The sequence below is a fragment of the Acinetobacter brisouii CIP 110357 genome, from assembly GCF_000488275.1.
Taxonomy (GTDB): domain Bacteria; phylum Pseudomonadota; class Gammaproteobacteria; order Pseudomonadales; family Moraxellaceae; genus Acinetobacter; species Acinetobacter brisouii.
Genome location: NZ_KI530763.1, coordinates 63,230 through 87,633, shown reverse-complemented (window position 1 = coordinate 87,633; position 24,404 = coordinate 63,230). Strand labels below are relative to the sequence as shown.

The 24,404-nt window shown below is 43.1% G+C and carries 26 protein-coding genes and 1 riboswitch; of the genes, 13 read left to right on the top strand and 13 right to left on the bottom strand.

Annotation, left to right across the window (positions count from 1 at the left end):
- Positions 1 to 13: 13 nt before the first annotated feature.
- The 4 genes from murI to P255_RS11280 all read left to right on the top strand — a co-directional run bounded on the left by murI (position 14) and on the right by P255_RS11280 (position 3,670).
- Positions 14 to 880 (top strand): glutamate racemase, encoded by an 867-nt coding sequence (murI, locus tag P255_RS11295; protein WP_004902336.1) that lies wholly within the window; start codon positions 14 to 16, stop codon positions 878 to 880.
- An 80-nt stretch (positions 881 to 960) separates the two neighbouring features.
- Positions 961 to 1,968: a DUF4062 domain-containing protein gene (locus tag P255_RS11290; protein WP_004902331.1), complete on the top strand. Its 1,008-nt coding sequence runs from the start codon at positions 961 to 963 to the stop codon at positions 1,966 to 1,968.
- A 32-nt stretch (positions 1,969 to 2,000) separates the two neighbouring features.
- The gene (gene hemH / locus P255_RS11285) at positions 2,001 to 3,017 is read left to right on the top strand and encodes a ferrochelatase (protein ID WP_004902330.1); all 1,017 of its coding nucleotides are present in this window, start codon (positions 2,001 to 2,003) and stop codon (positions 3,015 to 3,017) included.
- An 8-nt stretch (positions 3,018 to 3,025) separates the two neighbouring features.
- The gene (locus P255_RS11280) at positions 3,026 to 3,670 is read left to right on the top strand and encodes an MBL fold metallo-hydrolase (protein WP_004902328.1); all 645 of its coding nucleotides are present in this window, start codon (positions 3,026 to 3,028) and stop codon (positions 3,668 to 3,670) included.
- A 110-nt stretch (positions 3,671 to 3,780) separates the two neighbouring features.
- Here the strand turns inward: P255_RS11280 and P255_RS11275 are convergent, their stop codons facing one another.
- Positions 3,781 to 3,966, bottom strand: a complete 186-nt coding sequence (locus tag P255_RS11275; RefSeq protein WP_004749790.1) for a DNA gyrase inhibitor YacG — start codon at positions 3,964 to 3,966, stop codon at positions 3,781 to 3,783.
- 82 nt (positions 3,967 to 4,048) lie between these two features.
- On the opposite strand from P255_RS11275, the gene P255_RS11270 reads away from it, so the two are divergent.
- The 5 genes from P255_RS11270 to P255_RS11250 all read left to right on the top strand — a co-directional run bounded on the left by P255_RS11270 (position 4,049) and on the right by P255_RS11250 (position 7,286).
- Complete coding sequence (locus P255_RS11270) at positions 4,049 to 4,687, top strand: class I SAM-dependent methyltransferase (RefSeq protein WP_171063636.1); 639 nt, start codon at positions 4,049 to 4,051, stop codon at positions 4,685 to 4,687.
- Entirely contained in the window at positions 4,677 to 5,870 is a 1,194-nt protein-coding gene (locus P255_RS11265; RefSeq protein WP_004902323.1) for a TIGR03862 family flavoprotein, read from the top strand. Before P255_RS11270 ends, P255_RS11265 begins: the two co-directional genes overlap by 11 nt.
- A gap of 58 nt (positions 5,871 to 5,928) precedes the next feature.
- On the top strand, positions 5,929 to 6,336 hold the full coding sequence (locus P255_RS11260) for a GFA family protein (RefSeq protein WP_004902319.1): 408 nt from the start codon (positions 5,929 to 5,931) through the stop codon (positions 6,334 to 6,336).
- Between the two features lie 50 nt (positions 6,337 to 6,386).
- Positions 6,387 to 6,453: riboswitch (Fluoride riboswitch) on the top strand.
- 115 nt (positions 6,454 to 6,568) lie between these two features.
- The gene (gene crcB / locus P255_RS11255) at positions 6,569 to 6,952 is read left to right on the top strand and encodes a fluoride efflux transporter CrcB (RefSeq protein WP_004749785.1); all 384 of its coding nucleotides are present in this window, start codon (positions 6,569 to 6,571) and stop codon (positions 6,950 to 6,952) included.
- A gap of 13 nt (positions 6,953 to 6,965) precedes the next feature.
- On the top strand, positions 6,966 to 7,286 hold the full coding sequence (locus P255_RS11250; protein WP_004902316.1) for a DUF190 domain-containing protein: 321 nt from the start codon (positions 6,966 to 6,968) through the stop codon (positions 7,284 to 7,286).
- A 331-nt stretch (positions 7,287 to 7,617) separates the two neighbouring features.
- Here P255_RS11250 and P255_RS11245 read toward each other — a convergent pair whose 3' ends face one another.
- From P255_RS11245 to rsgA, 7 genes are all read right to left on the bottom strand, one after another.
- Complete coding sequence (locus P255_RS11245; RefSeq protein WP_004902314.1) at positions 7,618 to 7,950, bottom strand: HopJ type III effector protein; 333 nt, start codon at positions 7,948 to 7,950, stop codon at positions 7,618 to 7,620.
- Between the two features lie 173 nt (positions 7,951 to 8,123).
- Positions 8,124 to 9,425 (bottom strand): ABC1 kinase family protein, encoded by a 1,302-nt coding sequence (locus P255_RS11240; protein WP_004902312.1) that lies wholly within the window; start codon positions 9,423 to 9,425, stop codon positions 8,124 to 8,126.
- 77 nt (positions 9,426 to 9,502) lie between these two features.
- A complete protein-coding gene (locus P255_RS11235; protein WP_004902310.1) occupies positions 9,503 to 10,873 on the bottom strand; it encodes a sensor domain-containing diguanylate cyclase in 1,371 nt (456 codons plus the stop codon).
- A gap of 224 nt (positions 10,874 to 11,097) precedes the next feature.
- Positions 11,098 to 11,550 (bottom strand): protein-export chaperone SecB, encoded by a 453-nt coding sequence (secB, locus tag P255_RS11230; protein ID WP_004902308.1) that lies wholly within the window; start codon positions 11,548 to 11,550, stop codon positions 11,098 to 11,100.
- 29 nt (positions 11,551 to 11,579) lie between these two features.
- A complete protein-coding gene (gene grxC / locus P255_RS11225; RefSeq protein WP_035365490.1) occupies positions 11,580 to 11,837 on the bottom strand; it encodes a glutaredoxin 3 in 258 nt (85 codons plus the stop codon).
- Between the two features lie 13 nt (positions 11,838 to 11,850).
- Complete coding sequence (locus P255_RS11220) at positions 11,851 to 12,261, bottom strand: rhodanese-like domain-containing protein (RefSeq protein ID WP_004749778.1); 411 nt, start codon at positions 12,259 to 12,261, stop codon at positions 11,851 to 11,853.
- 92 nt (positions 12,262 to 12,353) lie between these two features.
- A complete protein-coding gene (gene rsgA, locus P255_RS11215) occupies positions 12,354 to 13,412 on the bottom strand; it encodes a ribosome small subunit-dependent GTPase A (protein WP_004902303.1) in 1,059 nt (352 codons plus the stop codon).
- Positions 13,413 to 13,532: 120 nt separating this feature from the next.
- On the opposite strand from rsgA, the gene orn reads away from it, so the two are divergent.
- From orn to P255_RS11195, 4 genes are all read left to right on the top strand, one after another.
- The gene (gene orn, locus P255_RS11210; protein ID WP_004902299.1) at positions 13,533 to 14,087 is read left to right on the top strand and encodes an oligoribonuclease; all 555 of its coding nucleotides are present in this window, start codon (positions 13,533 to 13,535) and stop codon (positions 14,085 to 14,087) included.
- Positions 14,088 to 14,575: 488 nt separating this feature from the next.
- On the top strand, positions 14,576 to 15,991 hold the full coding sequence (locus tag P255_RS11205; protein WP_004902297.1) for an NAD(P)/FAD-dependent oxidoreductase: 1,416 nt from the start codon (positions 14,576 to 14,578) through the stop codon (positions 15,989 to 15,991).
- Positions 15,992 to 16,307: 316 nt separating this feature from the next.
- A complete protein-coding gene (locus P255_RS11200; RefSeq protein ID WP_004902295.1) occupies positions 16,308 to 17,036 on the top strand; it encodes a Bax inhibitor-1/YccA family protein in 729 nt (242 codons plus the stop codon).
- 144 nt (positions 17,037 to 17,180) lie between these two features.
- Positions 17,181 to 17,981, top strand: coding sequence for an enoyl-ACP reductase FabI (locus P255_RS11195; RefSeq protein WP_004749773.1), 801 nt, complete (start codon positions 17,181 to 17,183; stop codon positions 17,979 to 17,981).
- Between the two features lie 24 nt (positions 17,982 to 18,005).
- On the opposite strand, the gene P255_RS11190 is transcribed toward P255_RS11195, so the two are convergent.
- The 5 genes from P255_RS11190 to P255_RS11170 all read right to left on the bottom strand — a co-directional run bounded on the left by P255_RS11190 (position 18,006) and on the right by P255_RS11170 (position 24,389).
- On the bottom strand, positions 18,006 to 19,433 hold the full coding sequence (locus tag P255_RS11190; protein WP_004902293.1) for an efflux transporter outer membrane subunit: 1,428 nt from the start codon (positions 19,431 to 19,433) through the stop codon (positions 18,006 to 18,008).
- Positions 19,434 to 19,442: 9 nt separating this feature from the next.
- Positions 19,443 to 21,419 carry a MacB family efflux pump subunit gene (locus P255_RS11185; RefSeq protein ID WP_004902292.1) on the bottom strand — a complete coding sequence of 659 codons (1,977 nt, stop codon included), beginning with the start codon at positions 21,417 to 21,419 and terminating at the stop codon, positions 19,443 to 19,445.
- Positions 21,419 to 22,714 carry an efflux RND transporter periplasmic adaptor subunit gene (locus tag P255_RS11180; RefSeq protein WP_004902289.1) on the bottom strand — a complete coding sequence of 432 codons (1,296 nt, stop codon included), beginning with the start codon at positions 22,712 to 22,714 and terminating at the stop codon, positions 21,419 to 21,421. Before P255_RS11180 ends, P255_RS11185 begins: the two co-directional genes overlap by 1 nt.
- Positions 22,715 to 22,805: 91 nt before the next feature.
- Complete coding sequence (holA, locus tag P255_RS11175; RefSeq protein ID WP_004902288.1) at positions 22,806 to 23,795, bottom strand: DNA polymerase III subunit delta; 990 nt, start codon at positions 23,793 to 23,795, stop codon at positions 22,806 to 22,808.
- A 12-nt stretch (positions 23,796 to 23,807) separates the two neighbouring features.
- Positions 23,808 to 24,389 (bottom strand): LPS-assembly lipoprotein LptE, encoded by a 582-nt coding sequence (locus P255_RS11170; RefSeq protein WP_004902286.1) that lies wholly within the window; start codon positions 24,387 to 24,389, stop codon positions 23,808 to 23,810.
- Between the last annotated feature and the right edge of the window lie 15 nt (positions 24,390 to 24,404).

Here is a 24,404-nt window from a genome sequence, read left to right as displayed (position 1 = left end):
TTGAAGTCTGACCATGACCGCAATACAGCCTCGACCGCTTGTTTCCCAAGCCATGCCCAAAGCCGATGCCCATGCGCCTATCGGGATTTTTGATTCAGGAATTGGCGGGTTATCTGTTGTACAGGAAATTGCCAAACATTTACCCAACGAACGTATTATGTATTTTGCGGACACCGCACATGTACCGTATGGGCCACGCTCAGGGCAGGAAATTCGTGAGTTGACTGCAAATGCAATCGAATGGCTATATCGTCAGGGATGTAAAGCTGTAGTGGTGGCGTGTAACACAGCTTCTGCGTTTAGTCTGGACTATTTGCGTGAACACTATGGTGAAAATTTTCCGATTATTGGCTTAGTCCCTGCACTGAAGCCTGCAGTCCTGCAAACCAAAAGCAGAGTGGTTGCTGTACTTGCAACGCCTGCGACTTTTCGCGGACAACTGATTAAAGATGTCATGCAGCATTTTGCAGAGCCGGCAGGCGTTAAAGTTTTGCCTGTCACCTCTTTGGAACTGGTTCCTTTAATTGAAGCAGGGCAGCAAATGACTCCGCATTGCTTGGATGTATTAAAGCAATGTTTGACTCCTGCCGTTGAGCAGGGCGCAGACTGCTTGGTGTTGGGCTGTACACATTATCCATTTTTGAGTGAAGCGATTCGGCAGGTCTTTGGCAACCAGCTTAAGCTGATTGATTCGGGTGTCGCTGTAGCCCGACAAACATCACGTATTTTAAGCAAACATGCCTTACTCAATAATCAACCGATGTCTGGGACGCAAATTTACTGCTATGCCAGTGGTGGCAAGACTCCTCAGTTGGTCACAGTGATTGAGCACTTAATGCCGTTACATTTACGTTGGGAGATTGCAAATCCTGTACTGTGATTTATACTGAATCGTTATTTTTTTAGCTGAATTATAATTAAGTCTGTTTTATTTCTTACAGTACACTCAAGAGCATAATTATGGTCGATAAACGATATCAAGTGTTTATTTCAACTTCGGGGCAGGAAATGTTACCCGAACGGAGTGTACTGTGTCAGACCTTGGTTGGAATGGGCTTTTTTGCTTGGGGACTCGAACAAAGAACCCCTTTAAGTACCGCTTTGGCACGCCGCCAAATTGATGACTGTGACTACGTGATTATGTTGCTGGGCAGCCATTATGGTGAGCAGTCTATGTCTGGCGTGAGCTATATGCAGCTCGAATATATTTATGCGGTCAGTAAAGATAAACCGATTATTGTTTTTGTACATTCAGACCCTGAGTCACGCCGCGATCTTTTGCCCAAAGAACCAGATATCGTGCAGGAAAAATTTCATGCCTTTCGCAAGATTCTGTTGCAGGAAGTGGAGCATATTTTTTATTTTCGCAATACGCGTGAGCTTGAATTGACCGTCCGAATGAACATGTCAAATATGTTGATTCGCTACCCTGCTTGGGGATGGGTTCGCCCACAAAATACACAAACTTTAAATAATGAAATCGCTGCGCTTAAAGAAAAAATAAAAGGGCTTGAAACGCAGTTGGCACAAAAAGCCCCAGATCCATTGTTAAGTTATCCTAAAATTACCAGTCAAGACACTTTTGAGTGTGAATATCAGTTACATGCTTATCAGGATGGTAATTTTAAAGAGCTGAAATTAAGCCGCCGAATGACGTGGCTCGACATTTTACAGGTCTTATATAGCGTCTTCAAAAATCCAACGCCAGAAGAATATTTTGCCATTCGCATCAATGATTATTTGAACGAAACTGGTTTAAAGGATGCACAGCTACAAATGTTACGTGCGCACGCGGTGGCGCGTTCTCAGATTAATTTTCGAGTCTTGCAAAACATTAAGCAGCAGTTACGGCAAAGTGACTGGATTGTCCCAGTTGGGCGTGATGACCGTCAACGCACCTTGTGGAAATTTACCGAGAAAGGCTTGAGTTTGCTCGATAAAATGACAGCAAACAAAGCATCCTTATGATATGTTGCAAGCAGTGTACAATCAGCGCATGAATGGATAGGTTCAGTGTGAATAAACCCAAGATTACTGTCATTTTAGCCAACTTAGGCACGCCAGATGCGGCAACCGTACCAGCAGTACGTGAATTTCTAAAAGAGTTTTTGTCAGATTCTCGAGTTATTGAAATCCCCAAACTGCTTTGGCAAATTATTTTGCGGGCTTTTATTTTGCCATTTCGCCCAAAACGGGTGGCACATGCTTATGCCTCTGTTTGGGGTGAAGACTCGCCGATGCGAGAAATTATGTTTCAGCAAGTGGCATGGTTAAAGCCACGACTTGAAGCGGCGTACCCTGACTTTGAACTGAATGTTGTGCCTGCCATGAGCTATGGCAATCCGGGACTAAAAGCACTGTTACAGCAACTTCCACCACAAGAACATTTGCTGGTCTTGCCATTATTTCCGCAGTATTCAGCAACGTCGACTGCACCGCAGTACGACCAGTTAGCAGAATGGGTGATGCAGCAACGTAATTTACCTGGCTTGACAATTATTCGCGATTATTATCAGCACCCACTATATATTCAGGCATTGGCGGAAAGTGTACGCAATTACTGGGCTGAACATGGTCGCACTGAAAAACTGCTCATGTCATTTCATGGTATTCCACAGCCTTATGCCGACAAGGGCGATCCGTATGCTGAGCGCTGTCGCATCACCGCAGACAAAGTGGCACAGGCTTTGGGTTTAAGTGATGAACAATGGGCCATCAGTTTCCAGTCTCGCTTTGGTAAGCAAGAGTGGGTCAAACCTTATACCGATGCCTTGCTGACTGAATGGGCACAGCAAGGGGTCAAATCTGTACAAGTACTCAGCCCTGCTTTTTCGGCAGATTGTTTGGAGACCTTGGAAGAGCTTGCCATTCAAAATGCCGAGCTGTTCAAAGCCCAGGGCGGACAGTCTTATGCCTATATTCCTGCTTTAAATACTCAGCCTCTGCATTTGCAGTTGTTTGAACAATTGTTGTCGGCGCATCTTACCGCTTTGCAACAGACCTTTGCCAGTTACTGAGAATCGCCATGCTTCAAGTTAAAATTGTTCCTGTCACCGCATTTGCACAAAATTGTTCAATTGTTTGGGATGATGATAGTAAACAAGCTGTGTTGATTGACGCGGGTGGTGATGCGCAAAAATTGCAACAAGAAGTCGAAGCACTTGGTCTAACCGTACAAGCCCTTTGGGTCACGCATGGACATTTAGATCATGTTGGTGCGGTGGGAGAGCTGGCGCGTGTGTGGCAAGTTCCTGTGATTGGCCCACAGCAAGAAGACCAGTTCTGGCTGGATTCCTTGCAGGATGTTTCAGCACGCTATGGTTTCCCGATTCCAGAGCCTGTTCATGTAACGCAGTGGCTTGAAGGTGGGGAAACCTTAAGTTTGGGGTCACATCAGTTTGAGGTGCGTTATGCGCCTGGGCATACACCAGGTCATGTGATGTTCTATAGTGCCGAATATGGTCTACTTTGGACAGGCGATGTCCTGTTTAAAGGCTCGATTGGTCGCACTGATTTTCCACGTGGCAATCATCAGCAATTACTGGATTCGATTCAGCGTGAATGCTTTAGCCTGCCCGATGACACCCAGTTTATTTCAGGGCATGGACCAATCAGCACCATTGGCTATGAAAAGCAATTCAATCCTTTTGTTGCCAGTAAAGCAGGTTAAAACCTGCTTTGTGCTTTTATCGGCGGCATCTTTCATCAGTCAATTCTATTTTGCTCTCTGAGAGAAAAATAAAGAGGATGTGAAGCATGATGAAAGAAATCTATGATCGGTTAAAATTCATCGTCCTGTTGCGAAATATCGGATTGTGGTGAATCTTGAGTGGGCAGACGATAATCTTCATTTGCCCATGCCCCTAAATCAATCAGTTTGCAGCGCTCTGAGCAGAATGGACGATAGGGATTGTCTTCCCATTGACTGGGTTCACCGCAGCGTGGGCAAGGAAAGGTACGAGGCATGAGAAGCTCCTACAAAAGCGTTTTCGGGTAGGCATTTGAGCAAGCACTTGTTAGACTTGTGCCATTTTGTGAATAGTTTGATCTGATTATGCATCTTCGTCAATTTCAAGCCCAGCGTATGCAAGCGCCCCGTGATTTTCAAGCCATTGAAAATCAGCCTGTTTGTGTGGAAATCGGTGCAGGTAAAGGAAAACATGCGGTTTTGTTTGGCCAGCAGCAACCTCAATCCAAGCTGTATGCGATTGAACGAACTCGCGAAAAATTTGAAGCGATGCAAAAACAGCATCAATTATCTAATTTAAACAATTTATTTCCAATCCATGCCGATGCATTACCGTGGATTACTCACGCGCTGTATCCTGCACAGGTGGAACAGTTCTTTATTTTGTATCCAAATCCTGAACCGCATAATCCCGCACAGCGCTGGTTGAACATGCCATTTTTCGAGTTCATTCTGTCGCGTTTACAGTTTGAAGGACAAATCACTCTGGCCAGCAATATTCCTGAATATATTGAGGAAGCAGAGCAGCAGTTAAAAGAGATTTGGAAATTACCGTATGAAAAACAGGTGATTGCTTCTGACTCAGCACGCACGCATTTTGAAGTCAAATATTTGGAGCGTGGTGAATTGTGTCAGCAATTGATTATTCGCAAGCCCGCTGATTATACCACCCGTTTTGATGATTTTATGCCGCTATTGGGACAAAGCCATGCAGGCTAAAGTTGCCATTGTCGGGGCAGGGCCTGCGGGGTTGATGGCAGCCGAAGTGTTGAGCCAGTCAGGTTATGCAGTTGAAATGTTTGAACAGATGCCTTCGGCGGCACGCAAATTTCTGATGGCTGGCAAAACAGGGCTGAATATTTCCCATGCCGAAGCCTTACCCGAATTTATTCAGCGTTATGACCATGCCGATTGGCTCAAACCATGGCTAGAACAATGGGATGCGACTTGGATTCGTCAATGGATGAGTGGTTTAGGCATCGAATCTTATATTGGTACGTCGGGGCGGATTTTTCCTGTTGAAATGAAAGCTGCACCATTGCTTCGTGCGTGGCTCAGACGTTTAACTAATGCAGGTGTGGTGTTTCATTATCGGCATCGTTGTGTCGGCATTCAGCCTGAGCAAGTGCTGTGTTTTCAGAACACTCAAACACCCGATGCTCCTGTGATTGAACAAAAATTCTCGGCGATTATTTTGGCCTGTGGCGCAGTGTCATGGTCACGTTTAGGCAGTGACGGTGTATGGCAAACATGGCTGAAACCTGAAGAAATTCAACCTTTTCAAGCCAGTAATGCGGGTGTGGAACGTGTTTGGTCAAGCTATATGCAACCTGTGTTTGGTCAGCCTTTAAAACGGGTTAAAGCTTGGGTAGATCATGCTGAGCAGGCTAGTCTTGGCGATATTGTGATTACCCAATATGGTCTGGAAAGCGGGCTGATTTATAAATTTAACCGTGCCTTGCGCCAGCAGCCTGCCATGCAGCTTTACTTGGATTTGTTGCCCGAATTGACGCAGGTTGAATTGGTTCAAAAGCTACAGCCGCATAAAAAACAGTCCATGGCAAATATCTGGCGTAAAGCGGGTTTAGACGCAGCAAAAGCCAATCTAGTTCGTGAGCTTGTGCCGAAAGCCTTGTGGCAACAACCTGAAGCTTTAGCCGCCCAGATTAAACAACTCCCGATTGGTTTAACAGGCTTTCGCCCGATTGATGAAGCGATTAGCTGTGCAGGCGGAGTGAAGCAAGATGTTCTCAGTGATGCTTTACAACTCAAACAACATGCAGGCATTTTTTGCTGTGGTGAAATGCTGGATTGGGATGCACCAACAGGCGGTTATTTGCTGACAGCCTGTTTTGCAACAGGGCGTGCTGCGGCACAAGGCGTGGTTGAGTTTTTAAGCTAAAGCCTACATTTTTTTGTTATGCTGACGCGATGATAAGTACAACATGAGGGAAGAACAAATGTCTGAAACGATCTATCGTGGCAGCTGTTTATGCCAAGGCATTCAATACGAAATACATGGTGCAATTGGTGATCTAGTCGAATGCCATTGCCAGCGTTGCCGTAAAGCCAATGGTAGTGCTTATGCAGTCAATGCCCCGATTCGTGTTGCGGACTTCAAAATTTTGCAGGGTGAACACTTACTGAAAAAATATCAGTCAACTGCAACGACACAGCGCTGTTTTTGTAGTGAATGTGGTTCACCGATTATCAGTGTCAAAGCAGAAACTCCAGACTTATATCGCTTGCGGATCGGAACACTGGATACGCCTTTACAACAAAAACCAACCATGCATATTTTTGCAGCATCAAAAGCGGAGTGGGATGATATTTGTGATGCATTGCCACAGTATGCAGAGCGCCCGTAAAAAGATCGGGAAAAACGATTTTTCATGTTGTTGAAAAATCGTCTAAGATAACCTGATCAGGAGATGGCATTCCTCCTGTAACAAACCGCCATATCGGCTAATGATGCCTACGTCACCCTTCATCTAGACAGGGTACGTAGGTTCGTGTACGTACTCTGTCAGGAGTACTTCTATGCGTTACCCATTCTTTGCTTATGCTCTTTTAGATCTGTGCTAAAGGAGACAGATCATTATGTATTATTCGCTCATTTCAATTGCATTAGGCTCTGTCCTTGGTGCGTGGACACGCTGGTTTTTAGGCTTAAAACTCAATGCGATTTACCCAGAAATTCCACTTGGAACAGTAGCAGTCAATCTAATTGGTGGTTTTATTATTGGCTTTTCGATTGCATTTTTTGCACAAAGTAGCCTGAGTCCAAACTATAAATTATTTGTCATTACAGGGTTCTGTGGTGCACTGACAACATTTTCAACTTTTTCTGCTGAAATTATGAATTTGTTACAAAATGGCAAACTCAGCCTAGCGTGTCTTGCAATCTCGGTGCATTTGATCGGTTCATTACTGTGTACCTTTCTGGGAATGGCAGCACATCATTATTTGACCGCACAGGCTTGAATTGGAGGCAGATATGCAAGGCTATTTATTGCGTTTTTATACGGAACAAAAAGTTCAATATCGAGGTAAGCCGTTGTCTAAATGGTTACTTGGAGTCGCCCAACAGTTTAAGATCCAAGGGGCAACAATCTTGAGTGCATTAGAAAGTGTAGGTCGGCAAGGGGAAAGCCATTCGAGCCGTTTTTTTGAGCTTGCAGATCAGCCGATTCAAGTTGAGCTGGTTGTGACTGCCCAGCAGGCAGATGAGTTGCTGGATTATTTGCAGCAGCAAGAGCTGTCCTTGTTTTATGTCAAAATTCCTGTCGAATTTGGTTCGCTTGGACAATTAACATAAAAGACTCGCTTAAAAACGGAATGCTGGTCGGTTAAGAAATTGGCTGGCATTTTAGTTTTAAACTGATGTGGTGATATATTTTGTGGCGATGTTTCGGCAATGCTTTAATGTGACAACACTTTAGAAAAAACTGTTTTAGGGTAGGAAGTACCGCACTTCAAGCAGCTTTCCTTGCGAGGCTTCGCTTATTATTCGTAAAAATTAGAAAATAGCATAGATTTAAGTATTTATTTTTTATTTTTTTCAAAAAGTTAAGGAGATCATTGATCATCTCCTTAACTGATCAGCATTCAACTGAGCGCCTATCTTTTGATGAAAAAGCGATACAGGATTATTTTGCTGCTAAAGCTTGACCTTCAAATTTAATCCCTTGCCAGCCATGCTGCATAAACTGACGGATGTTTTGATGGTCAGTGCTTTCAGGCGTTGCTAAGACCACAGCATAATGTTCCGCAAACAATGCAAGTGTATCTTCTGGGTTTAAGCCATTCAACTGTGCAAACGAAAAGACTTTAGCACTGCCTTGATTTTCAGTGCTGGCATTATGCTGTGCGCCATTTTGAAAAGCGGTTGGGGTATGGGTGTAATGCTGTTCGATGTAACTCATCACATCTGCAAATTTAGCTTGTCCATTTTTTAATTGCTCTAACAGGGCTTGAGCCATAGTAACCTCGATGATTTTTCAAAATACAGCGAAGCATAGCATTGTTCTGACACATAAAAAAAGAAGCCTAAAAGGAGGATAGATTTTAGGCTTCGCAATAAATTGAGTTTCAATCGACTCGTTTAAAATCAGATGAACCAATTCTGAATAGATGGATTTATTCTAGAAGAGATTTATGACATGTTATCAGGAATTAGCTCATGAAATAGGCTGTTGAGATCATCTTTTACCTTCAAATGCACCAGATTCCAGTAATGCCCTGTAAATGTTCGATTTAACATTAAGGTGTTTGGTGAAGGCTTAAAAATATCCCAATATTTTAAAGAAGCCTTCATGAGTAACATCCCATCATGATGTGCGCTGTTTTCTGCAAAATCATAATGCTGGATTAACGGGCGTAATAGAATTTCTAACCAATCATGATACAACTCGTTTGGAAAGCGCTGTTTTTCGGTCAGGACTTGTAACTCCGTGAGCGCATTTTCCAGTTCGAGAATATTGCTCTGTCTGGCGGCATAGATCAGTTTTTTGAAATACTGCACCTGCTCAGTGCTAAGCTGTTTGACACCGCCATAGTCATAAACGACCACACTGCCATCGGGACGAAATGCCAGATTGCCAGGATGAGGATCGCAGTGAAAACGTTTTAAATAAAAAATTTCCTGTCCCATAGCAGTAAACAGGCGTTTACCCAACTCATTCCGTAGCTCTTGTGACCATGTACTGGCATGTTCAATACTCTCACCTGCTTCAAAGCTGAGGGTTAAAATATGCCGAGTCGAGTATTCTTTAAATACTTGTGGAATAATAACTTTTGAGTCTAGTTTTTTATGGAATGCTCGTGCAATCTCAAGATTTTGTGCTTCAAGTTCATAGTTGAGTTCATTGGCAAGGCTTTCTTGAATTTCATTAAATAACTGATCTTGCAAGTCTTTATCAATTTTTAGCATTCCCATCATGCGTAGCGCCAGCCGAATCTGTTTCAGATCACTCTCACAGGCATGATCAACGCCAGGATATTGGACTTTGACTACTACGTCTTGACCGTTATTTAGGGTTGCCCGATGCACTTGCCCGATTGATGCTGCGGCAAAAGGCGTTTCACTGAAGTAAGTAAATATTTTTTCAAGTGGTTGTCCTAGCTCCGATTCCACCTGCATTTTAATTTCAGCAAAAGGCATGGCAGGGGCTTGGCGTTGCAATTTACTAATGGCTTGGGCAACTTCAGGAGGGAAAATATCTTTGTATTGCGAGGCAATTTGCCCCACTTTCATGACCGCACCTTTCATTTGCCCGAGAGTATCGGCAATTTGGATTCCAATTTCCTGAAAAAGTTTAGACTTGGCCGCATTTTTTTGGTCTTGATCTGCATTTAGGCTGCGCAGGCTATTTGAAACTGTTTTGGTGGCAATGCTCGCTGTCATCCCTGCAAGTTTTAAAAAACGCCGAGTCGGGGAGTTTGCTGAATTTGCCATATTTAAAAAAACCTTATTGTTGTACAAAATTAGATCATAGAGCGCTTTTCTGCCCAGTGTGATAGAAAATTGTTAACTTAAAAATGTTCTTCAGCTTGAATGGTACGTCCACGACCTGTTTTTTTTGCATGGTATAAAGCTTGATCAACACTGGTCAGTAGGTGGGTTAAATTACAGCATCCTTGCTCAATCAGTACTACACCTGCACTGTAATTAAGTTTGATGGCCTGGTCGTGATACGTCAATGGATTGTTTTGCAGGGTTGTTCTTAGTCTGCTGTCAAATTCCATTGCTTCATCCAACGACGAAACTTTCATGATCAGTAAAAACTCTTCACCACCAAAACGCCCAACAGTCATATTTTGTTTGCGAGCAGAGCGCAGGAGCTGGCTAAAGTGAATCAGGGATTCATCACCTGCCAAATGCCCCCAAGTATCATTAATGTTTTTGAAATGATCCAGATCCAGCATAAAGACACAAAAAGGCAAAAGCTGCTGCTGATTTGGGCTATCTTCGAGCAGTTGCTCAAGCTGATGCAAAATTTCATCACGGTTAAAGCACTGGGTCAATCCATCTATACTGGCACGGGTTTTCAGGATTTTTTCAGTTTTACGCTGCTCGGTAATGTCGATTCCGAAATTTAAAGTGGTCTGGTCAGGTAGCAATAACTGCGCCCAAAGGGTGGTGAGCATATTGCCATCACGGTGTAGCGGATTCCATTCCTTGAGTTTTTTTGAGCCTGTATTTTCTGTGGTTTGTTTTAAGACCCGATCTCGGTATTTTTTATCTGGATAGAACAGTTTTAGTGGTTGCTCAACTTGTTGTAATTCTTGTTTTGACCAGCCGAAGACGTGTTCACATTGTTTATTCCACATCACAATTCGCTGCTGTTCATCAAGCGCGTAAATCATGACAGGCGCATTATCGACAATATCTTGATAAAACTCGCTAATATTTAAAGAATGAAAAAAATTATTTTTAAAACTTGCCCGCTCTGAAAAGTACATACGGACAATGTTGAGAAACAACACAAATTCCATACTGGTGAACAGCGTCCGTGGCTGCGGTATTGTAAATTGTAAATATAAATAAATGCTGGTCAGATTTTCACGCGTGGTGAGTTTAAAAGTTAGCTTTGAACAGTAATTCGATGCCGAATTACTTGTTGAGGCCATCGCAATATGAGGATGGCATGGCTTAAACTCATGTTGGGAAATATGCTGCTGACTCTCATTTTCTGAAAATGAGCTGTCAGGCGTGTGAAAAAAATGGCATTCATCCCAAAGGTGATATTGTTCAAATAGCCATGCTTCACTGGTCTGTAGTTGTGCACAGCAATATTCTAAGAGAGTACTGGGCGTAATACTTTGCTGAATCGCATCGGTCAGCTGGTTTACTAAGGTTAAAAGCTCTGTTGAATCAAGAGTACGTATGGAGGTACTAGACATTCTAATTTATTTTGACCTAGACGAAAAATGTATTTATAGCCACGCATCCATGGATCTATTTCTATACAGTGATTGTAATGGATATATTTGTAATAATGAATAATATTTGTTCGTGTAAAAACAATAGAAAGTGAATATAGTCACAATCGTAATAATTATATAGCTAACTTATATATAAATAAAAGCACACAGAGTGTGGCTTTTATTTATATTTAGAATAAAACTTATGCTTGACCTTCAGCAGCAGCCAGTTGCGCACGCTGCATGTTCGCTTCAAACTCAGCATCGAAGTTGATCGGGGTCAACAACAATTGAGGGAAGCTACCTTTAGTCACAAGGTCATTCACTGCTTCACGCAAGAACGGGAACAAGATATTTGGGCAGTATGCACCTAAAATGTAAGGAAGACGTTCATCTTCAATATCGCTAATCAGGAAAATGCCTGATTGAGTCACATCCACTAAAAATGCAGTTTCACCTGTATTTTGCGCTTCTACAACCACTTTTAATGAAACTTCATAGTGAGTTGGGTCAATTTTTTCCGCAGCAGATGAAAGATTGATATTTAATTCTGGTTGCCATTCTTTGGTAAAAACTTGTGCACCAGGAACTTCAAAAGAAACATCTTTAGTATAAATACGCTCTAAAGCCAATTGAGCTTGTTGTTCTTCACTCATTTTAAGTTAAATCCTTCGTGTGATAGAAATTATGCCAGTAACTGGTCAAGTTTACCTTCACGCTCTAAAGCGTAAAGTTGGTCAAACCCACCAATAAATTGATCATTAATAAAAATTTGTGGCACAGTGCGGTGGTTGGTACGCTGCATCAATTCCACACGTACTTCAGGTGCTTCATTGGAAAGATTGATTTCTTTATATGCCACGCCTTTGCGTTCGAGTAACTGTTTTGCACGAATACAGTATGGGCAAACGGTTGTTGAATAGATTACTACTTCAGCCATCATATTCTCCTCAAAATTATTTTTTTGCTTTTACAAGTGGTAAACCTTGTGCTTTCCAGTTGGAAACACCGCCATCTAAACGATAGCTGTCAGCGTGCCCAACTTGTTGTAACGCACTTCCCGCAACCTGACCTAAATTGCAAATAAAGACCAATGGACGATCTGAGCCTTTCAATTCTTCAATATGGCTAGATAATTGGCTGTACGGAATGTTACGGCTACCGCTGATATGCCCTTCACGGAAATCTTTAGCATCACGTAAATCGATGAGAATGGCATTTTTAACTTTGACTAAAATACCAAGGGATTGTGGTGAGATTTTTCGACCGCTGCGTCGTCCTTCAAATACGAAAAACAATACGATAAGAACGGCAAGAATACCAAATAGAAAGGGGTGGTTCCCCATGAATTCAAACCAACGTTCCACAATTCACCTTATAACCATCAGAAATTGAGCTAGAGTATAGCCTATATTAATAGTGATCAAAAACCTCGCTTCAAGGGTAAATCTCAACAAACTTAATTTTTTTGTTGCGCTTCTTGAATCTCGTCGCATAAACGTAAAAAACTTTCCAGACGTCGCGGCAAAATTTCACCTGCATCGGCTGCCTGTCGCAGTGCACAGTTTTTCTCATGCTTATGCGTACAGTTACGGAACTGACAAGATCCGAGCAGATTGGCAATCTCAGGAAAACCTTGTTCAACAGCATCTAAAGTTAAATGCCATAAGCCAAATTCACGAATTCCAGGAGAATCGATCAATGCGCCTGTTTCACCGAAACTGATCAGGCGGGTTGATGTGGTCGTGTGTTGACCAAGCGCTGAATTTTCCGAAATAATATTGGTTTTTTGCGCTGCTTCAGGCGCAATGATGTTAATCAGGGAGCTTTTTCCAACCCCAGATTGCCCAACAAATGCAACGGTTTCATTGTCTAAACGCTGTGCTAGCGCTGAAATGTCGCCTGTTAGACAAGTTTGCATGACTTCATAGCCTAGCGCTTCATACTCTGCGACCAGTGTTAAAATGGGGTCATTTTCTTTTAATAAGTCGGTTTTATTGAGTACCAGTAACGCTGGAATTTCGGCGTTTTGACAAGCCACCAGATAGCGGTCGATGAGCATTGGCGCAGGTTCAGGCAAGGCAGCAAATACAACCACAATTAAACTGACATTGGCAGCAACAGGCTTAACTTTATGATAACGGTCAGGGCGGGTCAGTAAAGACTGACGCGGATGAATTGCGGTAATAATGCCTAAACCTGTATTGGGGTCAGCTTGCCATTTGACCCGATCACCTGTAACCAGCAATTCGAGGTTGGTACGTGTATGACAACGCCAGACGCTACCCAGTTCAATGGGTTTCCAGAAAGGTTCAGGTTCACCTTCAGCAACATGCGGTTTTTCAGGGTGTGGTTCAGGAGTGGATAATGCTTTGACTTCTAACTGACGTCCATAATGTTGCACCACGAGGCCTTCGAGATCATTTGATGTATCAATATCTTCTTGGCGTGATTGATGCTGTTTTTGAATCCGTCGCTGTTGTTGCTCAGTTAAGCGACGTTTACGGATGAGAGCCATGCATATCCTAAAGACCAACACAAGAGAATGGCAAAAATAGCATGAAGCCCTGATGAATTACAGCGAAGTTGCAAGAAATTTGCTAAGATGAGAATTTTTAAACAGATAAGAATTGACTCGATGAGCAGCACCCCTGATACACGTTTAATTTGGATTGACCTTGAAATGACAGGTCTCGATACAGATAATGATCAAATCATTGAAATTGCAACAATTATTACAGATGATCATTTAAACGTGCTGGCGGAAGGGCCTGTGCTCGCGATACATCAATCTGACCCAGTCATTAACGCGATGGATGAATGGAATACTCGTCAGCATGGGCAGTCTGGTCTTATTAATCGTGTGCGTCGTAGTCAGCTCACGGCGCGTGATGCTGAAGTGCAAACCATCGAATTTTTGAAAAAATGGGTCAATGCTAAAGCATCGCCAATGTGTGGTAACTCGATTTGCCAAGACCGCCGTTTCTTACACCGTTTAATGCCTGAATTAGAACAGTTCTTCCATTATCGTAATTTGGATGTTTCTTCTGTTAAAGAGTTGGCTAAACGCTGGCGCCCTGAAATTATGTCTGGCTTGAAAAAAGAAGCTTCACATCTAGCTTTAGATGATATTCGTGATTCAATTCGTGAATTGAAATATTATCGTGAATATTTCTTTATTATGAACAAGTAATTCAGATGATTGAAGTCTGTCAAAGCCTGTCTTTTAGATGACAGGCTTTTTTGTGGAGATTGAGTCGGCTGAGCGATTGTCTGTATCTATAAAAATATTGTCATATATGGAAAATTCTATGTAAATACGACAATATAGAGCCATATAGTGATTTTTGAGTGTCAGCCAAGCGAAACCAAATCACAGCAAATGTTAGTGGACTACTGATATATGAATTGCTCCATTTGCAATAAACACTCAAATTTACAGGATACTTTAAGCCGCAATAAATAGCATTCAATGCCATTTCATTGAGATGTATGGAGACAGTCAGGCAAGTTTAAGTCCCAGTCAACAATTAGCGATTTAATGGTTCAGTACACTCATTTTTTATTTCTGAACGTCATAAAAAAGCTGTTCACTTTATAGTTTCTTTGGTTTTCTAACTATTGAACCCTCTTGAAGAAAACTCTCAATCAAAAAAGCAAATTCTAGATTTGGAGTCCGACATGCAAAAGATAGATAAACCTCTCATTTTAGAGGATGTTGAATATAAGCGAAGTATTCATAACCAACTCGATAAGGAATGGACTTGGTTAAATCCTGAGTGTGCCGATATTGATCAACCTGCCAATTATTATGAAAGTTCACTGGCAGAATGGCACTCGTTCGACACCTTAGCATCGGATCAGGAATGTGATGTTGTTGTGATTGGTGGTGGATTACTGGGATCATCTACGGCATTGCATTTGTCTGAACTCGGTATTGATACCATTTTGGTGGAAAAAAACCGAATTGGCAGCGCAGCTTCAGGACGAAATGGTGGGCAACTTACCCCAGGTTTGGCACGTTGGGAAGCCTCCGAAATGCTGCAGCATATGAATGTGGAAGATGCCAAAAAACTTTGGCGTTTTACCGCCGATGAAGCCATGCAGCTCATTGATGATATTATTGATCAGTATGATTTGGGGCTTGACCGCAAGCGGGGGCATATCACAACAGCAGTACATGAAGGGCACTTGATTGCGCTGACACAAGGTGCAGATGCACGTAAGTTTCTTGGTGAAGATCACACCAAAATTATAGGGAAACATGAAGTACATAACTATGTAAACAGCGAAGCGTACTATGGTGGGCTAATTGATAGCCTAGGTGGGCAAATTCATCCGTTGGCACTGACTCGTGGTTTAATTTATGGCTTCTCTAAAAATGGTGGTCAGGTTTTTGAGCAGACAGAAGTTATAGAATTAAAAACGCAGGCTGATGGTGTTTATGTGCATACAACGCATGGGGTAATTAAGGCGCGTAAAAGTGTCGTGTTGGCAGTGCATCACGCTTCGTTTAAATTACTTGAGTCGCATAATCATACCACCATTCCGTTGTTTACTTATGTCTGTACCACAGCCCCTCTGGAAATTGATTTAAAAGAAATTATTCCATCGGGCTATGCCGTTTATGATACGCAATTTGCACTCGATTTTTACCGTGGAGTGCCTAAAAACCGCCTGTTGTTTGGTGGAGAGGGCACAGGACGATGCTGGAATCCACATCGTGCTTATCAATATTTGAAAAGACGGATTCAGTATGTCTTTCCACAACTTAAATCCGTTGAGCTGGATTTTGTTTGGAGTGGTGAAACTGATTTAACCTACAATGGTGCAACAGATTGCCGCAAGTTTGGTGAAACTTACCCGATTTATGCTGTACATGGCTGGAGCGGGCATGGTGTTGCGCAAACTGTACGGATCGGGAAAGCCATCGCAGATGATTTTATTGGTATATCGCATGATTATGAAATGCTGACCAAAATTCCACATAAAGACATGTTATTTGGTCGCGAATTGGCGCCTTTAGCCATTCCTCTGGCAAAAGGTGCTTATGAAATTAATGCCTTTTTTAATCCAGCGAAACTGATTTCATTCTAATCGGAGAATATAAAAGCTGCGGATATATTCCAATTTTTAAGCTGGCTTAAAAGCAACCTGCTTCTTAAGTCACTGTGAATGCATCAGAATAAATGCAGCGAAGCCGCCACATTGGGCGGTTTTTTGCGTTATATGTAGATGTGAAATTTTATTTTAAATAAGCATGAACGAGGTATTTGATTTATGGTTATTCATTGATTTTAAAAAATAAAATATACAAGTATCGTTACAAAAATACATCGTAAAATCTATATTCAATCAGCGTTAACGATTAAAATTGAAGGGTATCCATTTAAATATAACAATGAGTTCAATGATGCAAAGTAATAACCCTATTTTAACGCGTGTAGAAACCTACAGCGATTATCGGCACCCGATGACCATTCAGGGTGCTGTTAACAAGTCAGTCATGCTCACCTGTATTGCCGCGGGTTTAGGCCTCGTGTTCTTTTTCTACTGCGCGATGAGCATGAATTTTGGTTTAGCCAGTGTGGGTGCAATGGTCGGTGCCATTGGTGGTTTCATTTTGGCACTGATTACCACTTTTAAGCCAGAAACAGCCCGTACACTCGCAATTCCTTATGCTTTGTTTGAAGGTGCATTTCTAGGCGGGATCTCCTTTGTGTTCCAAGCCAAATATCCTGGCGCACCATTACAGGCATTATTGGCAACTTTCGTCACCACACTTGTGTTGTTTGGTCTGTATAAAATGCGGATCATTCGCGCGACTGAAAAATTTAAGGCGATTGTGCTTTCAGCAACTTTAGCAATCTGCATTGTGTTCGTTGTACAAATGATGATGAGCATGATTTTTAGCTCAAGCATTCCTTATGTGTTTGAAAGTAATGCATTAGGTCTTGGTTTTGCTGCATTTGTTGCGGTTATTGCATCTTTAAATCTGATTTTAGACTTCGATTTGATTGAAAGTGCAGCCGCTCAACGTGCTCCACAAGCATTTGAATGGACATGTGCAATTGCGTTATTGGCAACTTTGGTCTGGATGTATATTTCATTTTTACGTCTGATTGGTATGTCACGTGATTAATGCACTGTATTTTTGAGAAAAAACGCACCCGAAATCAGGTGCGTTTTTTATGGGGAATCGTAAAAATAGGCGCATTATGCAATTTCTAAAAGTCTGAAGAATTGGCATTATGCATGTATAAATCATCTTGATGAGAGAAAATTCATGGCAGGACTATTAGCAGGAAAACGCTTTTTAATTGCTGGTGTTGCAAGCAAACTATCCATCGCATTTGGTATTGCTCAAGCCTTGCACCGTGAAGGCGCTGAATTGGCATTTACCTACCCAAATGAAAAACTAAAAAAACGTGTGGATGAATTTGCTGAGCAATTTGATTCAAAATTGGTGTTTCCTTGTGACGTTGCTGTAGATGCAGAGATTGATCAAGCATTTGCTGATCTTGCAAAGCACTGGGATGGTTTAGACGGTGTGGTTCACTCAATTGGTTTTGCGCCAGCGCATACTTTAGATGGTGACTTTACTGACGTGACGGATCGTGAAGGTTTCCGTGTTGCACATGACATTAGTGCGTATAGCTTTATTGCAATGGCACGTGCAGCTAAGCCACTGTTACAAGCACGTCAAGGCTGTTTGTTGACATTGACTTATCAAGGTTCTGAACGCGTAATGCCAAACTACAACGTTATGGGCATGGCAAAAGCATCTTTGGAAGCGGGCGTACGTTATTTGGCATCAAGCCTTGGTCCAGATGGCATTCGTGTCAATGCGATTTCAGCTGGTCCAATCCGTACTTTGGCGGCTTCTGGGATCAAATCTTTCCGTAAAATGTTAGATGCGAACGAAAAAATTTCTCCGCTTAAACGTAATGTAACCATTGATGAAGTCGGTAATGCAGCATTGTTCCTATGCTCACCTTGGGCTTCAGGTATCACTGGTGAAATCATGTATGTAGATGCAGGTTTCAATACCGTAGGTATGAGCCCTGAGATGATGGGTAACGACTAAGTATCTTGTCCTGAAAAAAGCACCTTAGGGTGCTTTTTTCATCTCTGTTGCAGCGATATTTTGCAGAGGCGAGCCACCGAGAGCCTGCATCAGTGTGACATAGGCATTGTATTGATTTTTTCGAGTTTGTAACAAGGCAATGCGTGCATTCCGGGTAATTTCTTGTGCATCGAGCACATTTTTCAGTGCAATGGCACCATGACGATAACGCACTTCATTTAGGTGTTCACTTTTTTCAGCCAAACCGAGCGATTTTTCCTGAAAGCGGATTTGTTGGTCGAGTTCGGTTCGTGCAGACAGCGCATTTTCAACGTCGCCAAATGCTTTATATAAGGTCTGACGATAATTCAAAATACTTTTTTCATAATCCAAATCACTGATTTTAATATTTCGTTTCATGTCGTTGAATTGCAGGAAAGGCAAACTGAGATTTGAACCCAAGGTCAGTACAGGATTTTTCAGTAATTCGGTTAAGGACGTACTGCTTGATCCCAGTGACCCCGTTAAGCTGATGGAAGGATAATAGCGGGCTTTCATTGCATCTTTGTTGGCCAAAACCTTGCGTAATCGTAGTTCTGCAGCACGTAAGTCTGGGCGGCGCGACAGCAGTTCAGCAGGTAAGCCTGCAGAAATAGGCGGTAAGCTCGCAATGGGTAAATGTTGTGGTTCAACAAGGCTCAACTGCTGCACGGGCTGATGCAGCAACACGGCCAATGCAGTCCGGGTTTCAACACGCTGCTGTTGAATCTGGCTTAAATTGGCTTTTTGACTTTGTACCGATTGTTCTGCTTGTGTGAGTTCCAAGCCAGATACCGCACCTACACGGTACTGTACTTGAACCAGTGCAAACAATTTTTGTGTACTGTTTAAACTTTGCTGTGCACTGCTATAAAGATCATTTAAATAACCTAATTGCCAGTACAAGGTTGCAGTGGTCGCAATTAAAGTTTGTGCTGTTGCTTGTATATCCTCAGTTGTTGCAGCAGCTTCCCATTGAGCAGCTTCCGTCTGGCGGGCAAGTTTGCCGAATAAATCCAGCTCATAGCTGATCCCAGTTGTTAATGTGATCCCTTGCGAGTTCTGCTGACCAGAATTCAGGTCAATATTATGTCCGGTAGCAATATTCGCATTAACCCGAGGCAATTCCTGATTGTGAGCCAAGCCCGCCTGTAAACGTGCTTGTTGCAGCGTTATGCCGGCAACAGCCAGGTTGCTATTGCGCTGAATGACTTGTTCAACCAGTTGGTTGAGTTGTGCATCAGCAAATAACGTCCACCATTGATCAGCATACTGGTTGGCATTGAGCTGCTGATTTCTGCTTTTTTCATATTGAAACTTTTCTGGAATCTGCACTTTAGGTTGTTGATAGGGTGTTTGAATCACAGCTACACAGCCGGAAAATGTCCCCGCCAGCAGAAGCAGTGCAGTCATTCGAATCATATTTTGATGCATAAATAAGCCCTATTCTCGTGACAGTGCTGTCACCGGATCAAGTTGCGCAGCATTCCGCGCAGGCAAGAAACCGAATAACACGCCAATCAGGGTGGAGCAGATAAAAGCTGCAATAATCGAAGTGAGTGAGTACGACATTTGGAAGGTGTTGCCAGAAAAATGACCAAAAATTTGCCCAATCGCAAGGGATAGCAATACCCCCAGAACCCCACCGAGGATACAAACCAAAATAGCTTCAATCAGGAACTGTTGCAAAATATCGCTTTGACGTGCACCAACCGCCATGCGCACCCCAATTTCCTGTGTCCGTTCGGTGACGGAAACCAGCATAATGTTCATTACACCAATACCGCCAACGACCAGTGAAATCACGGCAATGGTAGACACCAGCAGGGTCATGGTTTGAGTAGTATTTTCAATCGTTTCACGAATGCTGTCGACATTCTGAGTGAAAATATCCTGTGCACCATGGCGTTGTATCAGTAAACTCAAAATGGCATTTTCTGCTGCGGTACTCGGGTATTCATCTTTAATGCGGACAATAATGCTACGCACATTGGCCTGTCCCACCATTCGGCTAAGAACTGTCGAATAAGGCAGATACACATTCAGACTGTCGGAATTTCCCATCACGGTTTTCTGTGTCGAGACCACACCAATAATCCGGCTCGGGACATTGCCGAGCAGAATCACCTGACCCAAAGGGTTTTGACCGTCACTGAAAAAAGTATCGCGAGTATTGGTGTCAATGACCACATCCTGAGTCCGTTCTGTGATGCCTTGCTTGTCAAAAGGTTGTCCAGATTCAAAGGTCAGACCTCGGACATCAAAAAACTGCTCGCTGACACCATTAATGGTTGCTGAAGCATCCATTTCTTTATAACGAATGGTCATATTGGTCGAGACGCTGGGGCTGACAGCCTGCACATAAGGCTGGTCTGCCAGCGCATCAGCATCGGCAGGAACGAGTGTTTTATTCTGTGCAGTTTTAGAATTGTCACCAAAGCCGCGACCCTGAAACACCGTAATGGTGTTCGTGCCCAGACTGCTAATGTTGTCCAGAATCTTTTTCTGTGAACCATTGCCTAAGGCAACAACCGAAACGACTGAGGCAATTCCGATAATAATGCCCAGCATCGTCAGAAAAGTTCGTGTCCGGTGGGCACTCATGGCAAAGATGGCCATACGGAAGGCTTCATTTAAACGGTCAAGTACAGAGCGCCATGCAGAAATTTTCTTTTGTTTGTTACGATTTAACGTCTGGATTTGTTCTGGCTCACTTTCGGGAATATTGGGCTGGTCTGAAATGATTTTCCCGTCACTGATTTCAATAATCCGTGTCGCATTTTTAGCCACGGTATGGTCGTGGGTGACCAGAATCATGGTGTGACCCTGAGCATTTAGTTCGCGTAAAATCCGCATCACTTCAATGCCGCTGTTTTTATCGAGTGCACCGGTTGGTTCATCTGCCAGAATGACATCACCACCGTTCATTAATGCCCGGGCAATGGAAACCCGTTGTTGCTGACCGCCTGAGAGCTGGCTCGGATGGTGATGTAATCGTTCACCTAAACCTAAATTAGTCAGTAATTTGCTGGAGCGTTTACGTCGTTCAGCAGCATCTACACCGGCGTAAATGGCAGGAACTTCGACATTTCCCGCTGCGGATAAATCTCCGAGTAAATGATAACGCTGAAAAATAAAACCAAAATATTCACGCCGCAGTGCAGCGAGTTCATCGGGCGTGAGCGTATTGGTTTCACGACCTTGAACCTTGTAGCTCCCCGAGGACGCTTTGTCGAGACAGCCTAAAATATTCATTAAAGTGGATTTACCCGAACCGGATTGCCCGACAATAGCCACCAGTTCACCTGGATATATTTTTAAATCAATACCCTTGAGAATCTGCACCGTGCCTTCTCCGGCAGGAAATTCACGGGTCAGATTTTGGACTTCAAGTAATGGTTCTGGTTGAATGGCTTGCATTACATTAGTCTCGCAACTGTGCGGGTACTGCTTTTGGCAGCATTGTTGGAGGTGTCCGAGGTATCCCCTAGTACCACCTGATCACCTTCTTTGAGACCACGTAAAATCTGGGCATTGACCCGATTATTCAAACCGATAAGGACTGACTGAGGGCGGGTCGAGCCATCAGCTTGAACGACTCGAACCGTTGCCAGACTGACCTGACCACTCTGTAGCAGCTGTTTTTCTGCCGTTGTTAACTGCAGTGGTGTAGCCGATGTTTTTGCGTTACTGGTCTGGCTATTTTTCTGCGTTTTTGGGCGATTTTTGCTTTGTAATGCAGCAGCAGGAATGGTCAGAACATTTTTAGCATTGGCAAGTACGATAGACACTTGGGCTGTCATATCGATACGTAACTTGTTGTCCGGATTAGGCACATCAAACAGGGCATTGTAGTAGATTGCGCTGCTGCTGGTTGTGGTGGTTGATTTGGAGTTGCCTTCGGTGTTGATGGAATCAGGCGCAGGTTCAATCTGGCGTAATTTGGCGTAATGTTTCTGCTCGCTATTGCCTAAGGTGGTGAAGTAGACGGTCTGACCTTCCTTAACTTTCATGACATCGGCTTCAGAAACCTGTGCGCGTACGGTCATGATGTCCAGTTGTGCCAGTTTAACAATGGTTGGTGTGCTTTGATTGGCATTGACGGTTTGACCTTCATCCGCCACGATGGCGACTACCGTGCCATCTAAGGGTGCGACAATCCGAGTGTAATTCAGGTTCTCACGGGCAGTGGCCAGACTGAGTTTTGATTGTTCGATTTGTGCCTGAGTGGCAGCAATGTCGGCCTTGGCGGTACGGTAATTGGCTAAAGCTGTTTCTAGGTCTGCCTTGGAACTGGCATCCTGAGCATACATGGCCTGCTGGCGCTGATATTCGGCATCCACCTTGGCCAGATTGGCTTCCTTGATAGCAAGTTGTGCCTGCAGGTTTTTGATATTGGCTTCGGCTGTTTTTAAGTCGTTTTGTTGCCGAATCGAGTCAATTTGGGCAATCAATTGTCCCTGTTTGACATGGTCACCTAGCTGGACATACATTTTTTTGACCTGTCCGGAGGCCTGTGCGCCCACACTGACCATTTGCTTGGCTTCGAGTGTGCCGGTTGCCAGTACCGCATCTTCAAGATCAGTATGGGTTGCTGTTGCAGTAATATACTGTGGCTGAGTCTGTTTGGGTTTGAAATACCACCAACTGGCTGTGGCACATGCAATCAAGAGGATTGCCAAGGTCGTCACTTTGACAGATTTTTTTATTTGCATGGACGTTTGAAAAAAATTAAAAAATATTTTTAGTATAAGAGTGAAGGAGGGGAAAAAATGCGGTTTTTAGCGCTTTATTACAGTGATTTTGTTAACCGTCAAACAGTTGCTTGCCGCACAGCTCAGCAACCGCTTGCAAGCATAAATGCTCAGCGTTTTCTTCAGAGATACCTTTAATTGCCGCATCAATTCGTAAAAGTAAGTTTGACCAGCCTAAAAAACGCTGTGGTGATAAACGCCGCAAAGCTTGCTGATAGTAAGATACGCGCGTTTTCCAAATACCAAGTTGCAGGGCATTTTGTGGCTGCTCATACAGTTGCATGAGTAAACGCATTTCTTTACTGATCGACCATAAAATCAGGCTCATGGCTTCACCTGTTGCCAATAAATACTGATAAATTTTTACAGATTGAGCCAAATCACCTTGTAGCATGCTGTCATTGAGATCATACGTGCTATAACGCGATTGATCTTGTAAACATGCATAGAGCTGATCAATACCAATATGTTGTAAGTCTGAGAAAGTATCACTGACCCGAATCAAGCTGTTTTTGGCAGCAAGCAGGTTATGTTCATGATGCTCAAGCAACCACTGCCAAGCATCTTGATTAAGGGTAATTCCCAGTTTTTCAGCTTCTGTCGCTAAAATCCGTTGACGGTCTTGTGGGTAGTTGGCTTGTAAGGAAACCAGCACACCATTGGCTTCAATGGTTTGAAAGAAGCTGGATTTTAAACTTTGAGTATCTTGCTTGGGCATGACCACGACCAGCAGGTTTTGCTCATTATATTGCAAATACTCTTTGAGTAACTTTAAGCTCGCCGCATCGGGTTTAATATTACCATGTGCTTCAATCGCCAGTTGTTGAGAAAAGAGTGACAGGCTATTTAAGGCATTAAAGACATTTTTCCAGTCCTGAACACTTTGAATTTCATAGCGTTGTCGTTCAATTTCCTGACTTTGCCAATGGCGGCGCAGCGCATCTAACAGGTTTTGTTCAAGCAGAGGTTCCTGACCATGCATGACCCAAGCCCCTTGTGCTTCAGTCACGCGTTTGAGGGCTTGGAGATAATCGAGTTTCATAACAACACTGAATTAAGGTGTTACAGTGGGTGTAGAAGCAGGTGCAGGTTGAAGGTGTGGAAGGCGATTGGTTGCAATCTGACGAGCCATTTGCTGAGCAACATCATCAATCAAGAGACTAATCACAGCATCTTGTTCGTTATCATCCACGTTTACACTAGCGACATTGTATTGATAGCTTTTTACACCATTAATGCTTCGTGGAGTTGTCACAGGGCGGCCCTGTGCATCTTCAATCTGGAAGGTTACATTTAAATATAAAATAACCTCAGCTACACGGCCGCTGAGTTTTTGACGACGATAATGATAGTCCAAAACGTGTAGTGTATAAGCTTCTTTGGCATCATCAAACTGAATGCCATATCCCGATAAATAGCTTTTAAGCTTGATTTGTAATGTGTTCTTTTGAGGGATCATATTGTTGTTGCTGTCGGTTACATGCATGGCTTCACTTGGCAAGTTCAGCTTCATGTGAGGGTAAGCGACAGGAATTGAGGTCGGGCTGAGACCTTTTAAATGAAAGCCACAGCCGACTAAGCTTGCACTTAGGCCAAGAGTTAAAACGACAGATGCTAAACGTGGGACTAAGTGCATGCGTATTCCTCAAAT

Coding starts and splice junctions, on each gene's coding strand:
- P255_RS11205 (WP_004902297.1), top strand. CDS start 14,576: ATGCAAAAGATAGATAAACCTCTCATTTTAGAGGATGTTGAATATAAG.
- hemH (WP_004902330.1), top strand. CDS start 2,001: ATGGATAGGTTCAGTGTGAATAAACCCAAGATTACTGTCATTTTAGCC.
- P255_RS11280 (WP_004902328.1), top strand. CDS start 3,026: ATGCTTCAAGTTAAAATTGTTCCTGTCACCGCATTTGCACAAAATTGT.
- P255_RS11190 (WP_004902293.1), bottom strand. CDS start 19,433: ATGCATCAAAATATGATTCGAATGACTGCACTGCTTCTGCTGGCGGGG.
- P255_RS11275 (WP_004749790.1), bottom strand. CDS start 3,966: ATGCCTCGTACCTTTCCTTGCCCACGCTGCGGTGAACCCAGTCAATGG.
- P255_RS11250 (WP_004902316.1), top strand. CDS start 6,966: ATGCAAGGCTATTTATTGCGTTTTTATACGGAACAAAAAGTTCAATAT.
- P255_RS11290 (WP_004902331.1), top strand. CDS start 961: ATGGTCGATAAACGATATCAAGTGTTTATTTCAACTTCGGGGCAGGAA.
- P255_RS11235 (WP_004902310.1), bottom strand. CDS start 10,873: ATGTCTAGTACCTCCATACGTACTCTTGATTCAACAGAGCTTTTAACC.
- rsgA (WP_004902303.1), bottom strand. CDS start 13,412: ATGGCTCTCATCCGTAAACGTCGCTTAACTGAGCAACAACAGCGACGG.
- P255_RS11200 (WP_004902295.1), top strand. CDS start 16,308: ATGCAAAGTAATAACCCTATTTTAACGCGTGTAGAAACCTACAGCGAT.
- P255_RS11240 (WP_004902312.1), bottom strand. CDS start 9,425: ATGGCAAATTCAGCAAACTCCCCGACTCGGCGTTTTTTAAAACTTGCA.
- murI (WP_004902336.1), top strand. CDS start 14: ATGACCGCAATACAGCCTCGACCGCTTGTTTCCCAAGCCATGCCCAAA.
- P255_RS11185 (WP_004902292.1), bottom strand. CDS start 21,419: ATGCAAGCCATTCAACCAGAACCATTACTTGAAGTCCAAAATCTGACC.
- P255_RS11260 (WP_004902319.1), top strand. CDS start 5,929: ATGTCTGAAACGATCTATCGTGGCAGCTGTTTATGCCAAGGCATTCAA.
- secB (WP_004902308.1), bottom strand. CDS start 11,550: ATGAGTGAAGAACAACAAGCTCAATTGGCTTTAGAGCGTATTTATACT.
- P255_RS11170 (WP_004902286.1), bottom strand. CDS start 24,389: ATGCACTTAGTCCCACGTTTAGCATCTGTCGTTTTAACTCTTGGCCTA.
- P255_RS11265 (WP_004902323.1), top strand. CDS start 4,677: ATGCAGGCTAAAGTTGCCATTGTCGGGGCAGGGCCTGCGGGGTTGATG.
- holA (WP_004902288.1), bottom strand. CDS start 23,795: ATGAAACTCGATTATCTCCAAGCCCTCAAACGCGTGACTGAAGCACAA.
- P255_RS11245 (WP_004902314.1), bottom strand. CDS start 7,950: ATGGCTCAAGCCCTGTTAGAGCAATTAAAAAATGGACAAGCTAAATTT.
- crcB (WP_004749785.1), top strand. CDS start 6,569: ATGTATTATTCGCTCATTTCAATTGCATTAGGCTCTGTCCTTGGTGCG.
- grxC (WP_035365490.1), bottom strand. CDS start 11,837: ATGATGGCTGAAGTAGTAATCTATTCAACAACCGTTTGCCCATACTGT.
- orn (WP_004902299.1), top strand. CDS start 13,533: ATGAGCAGCACCCCTGATACACGTTTAATTTGGATTGACCTTGAAATG.
- P255_RS11195 (WP_004749773.1), top strand. CDS start 17,181: ATGGCAGGACTATTAGCAGGAAAACGCTTTTTAATTGCTGGTGTTGCA.
- P255_RS11180 (WP_004902289.1), bottom strand. CDS start 22,714: ATGCAAATAAAAAAATCTGTCAAAGTGACGACCTTGGCAATCCTCTTG.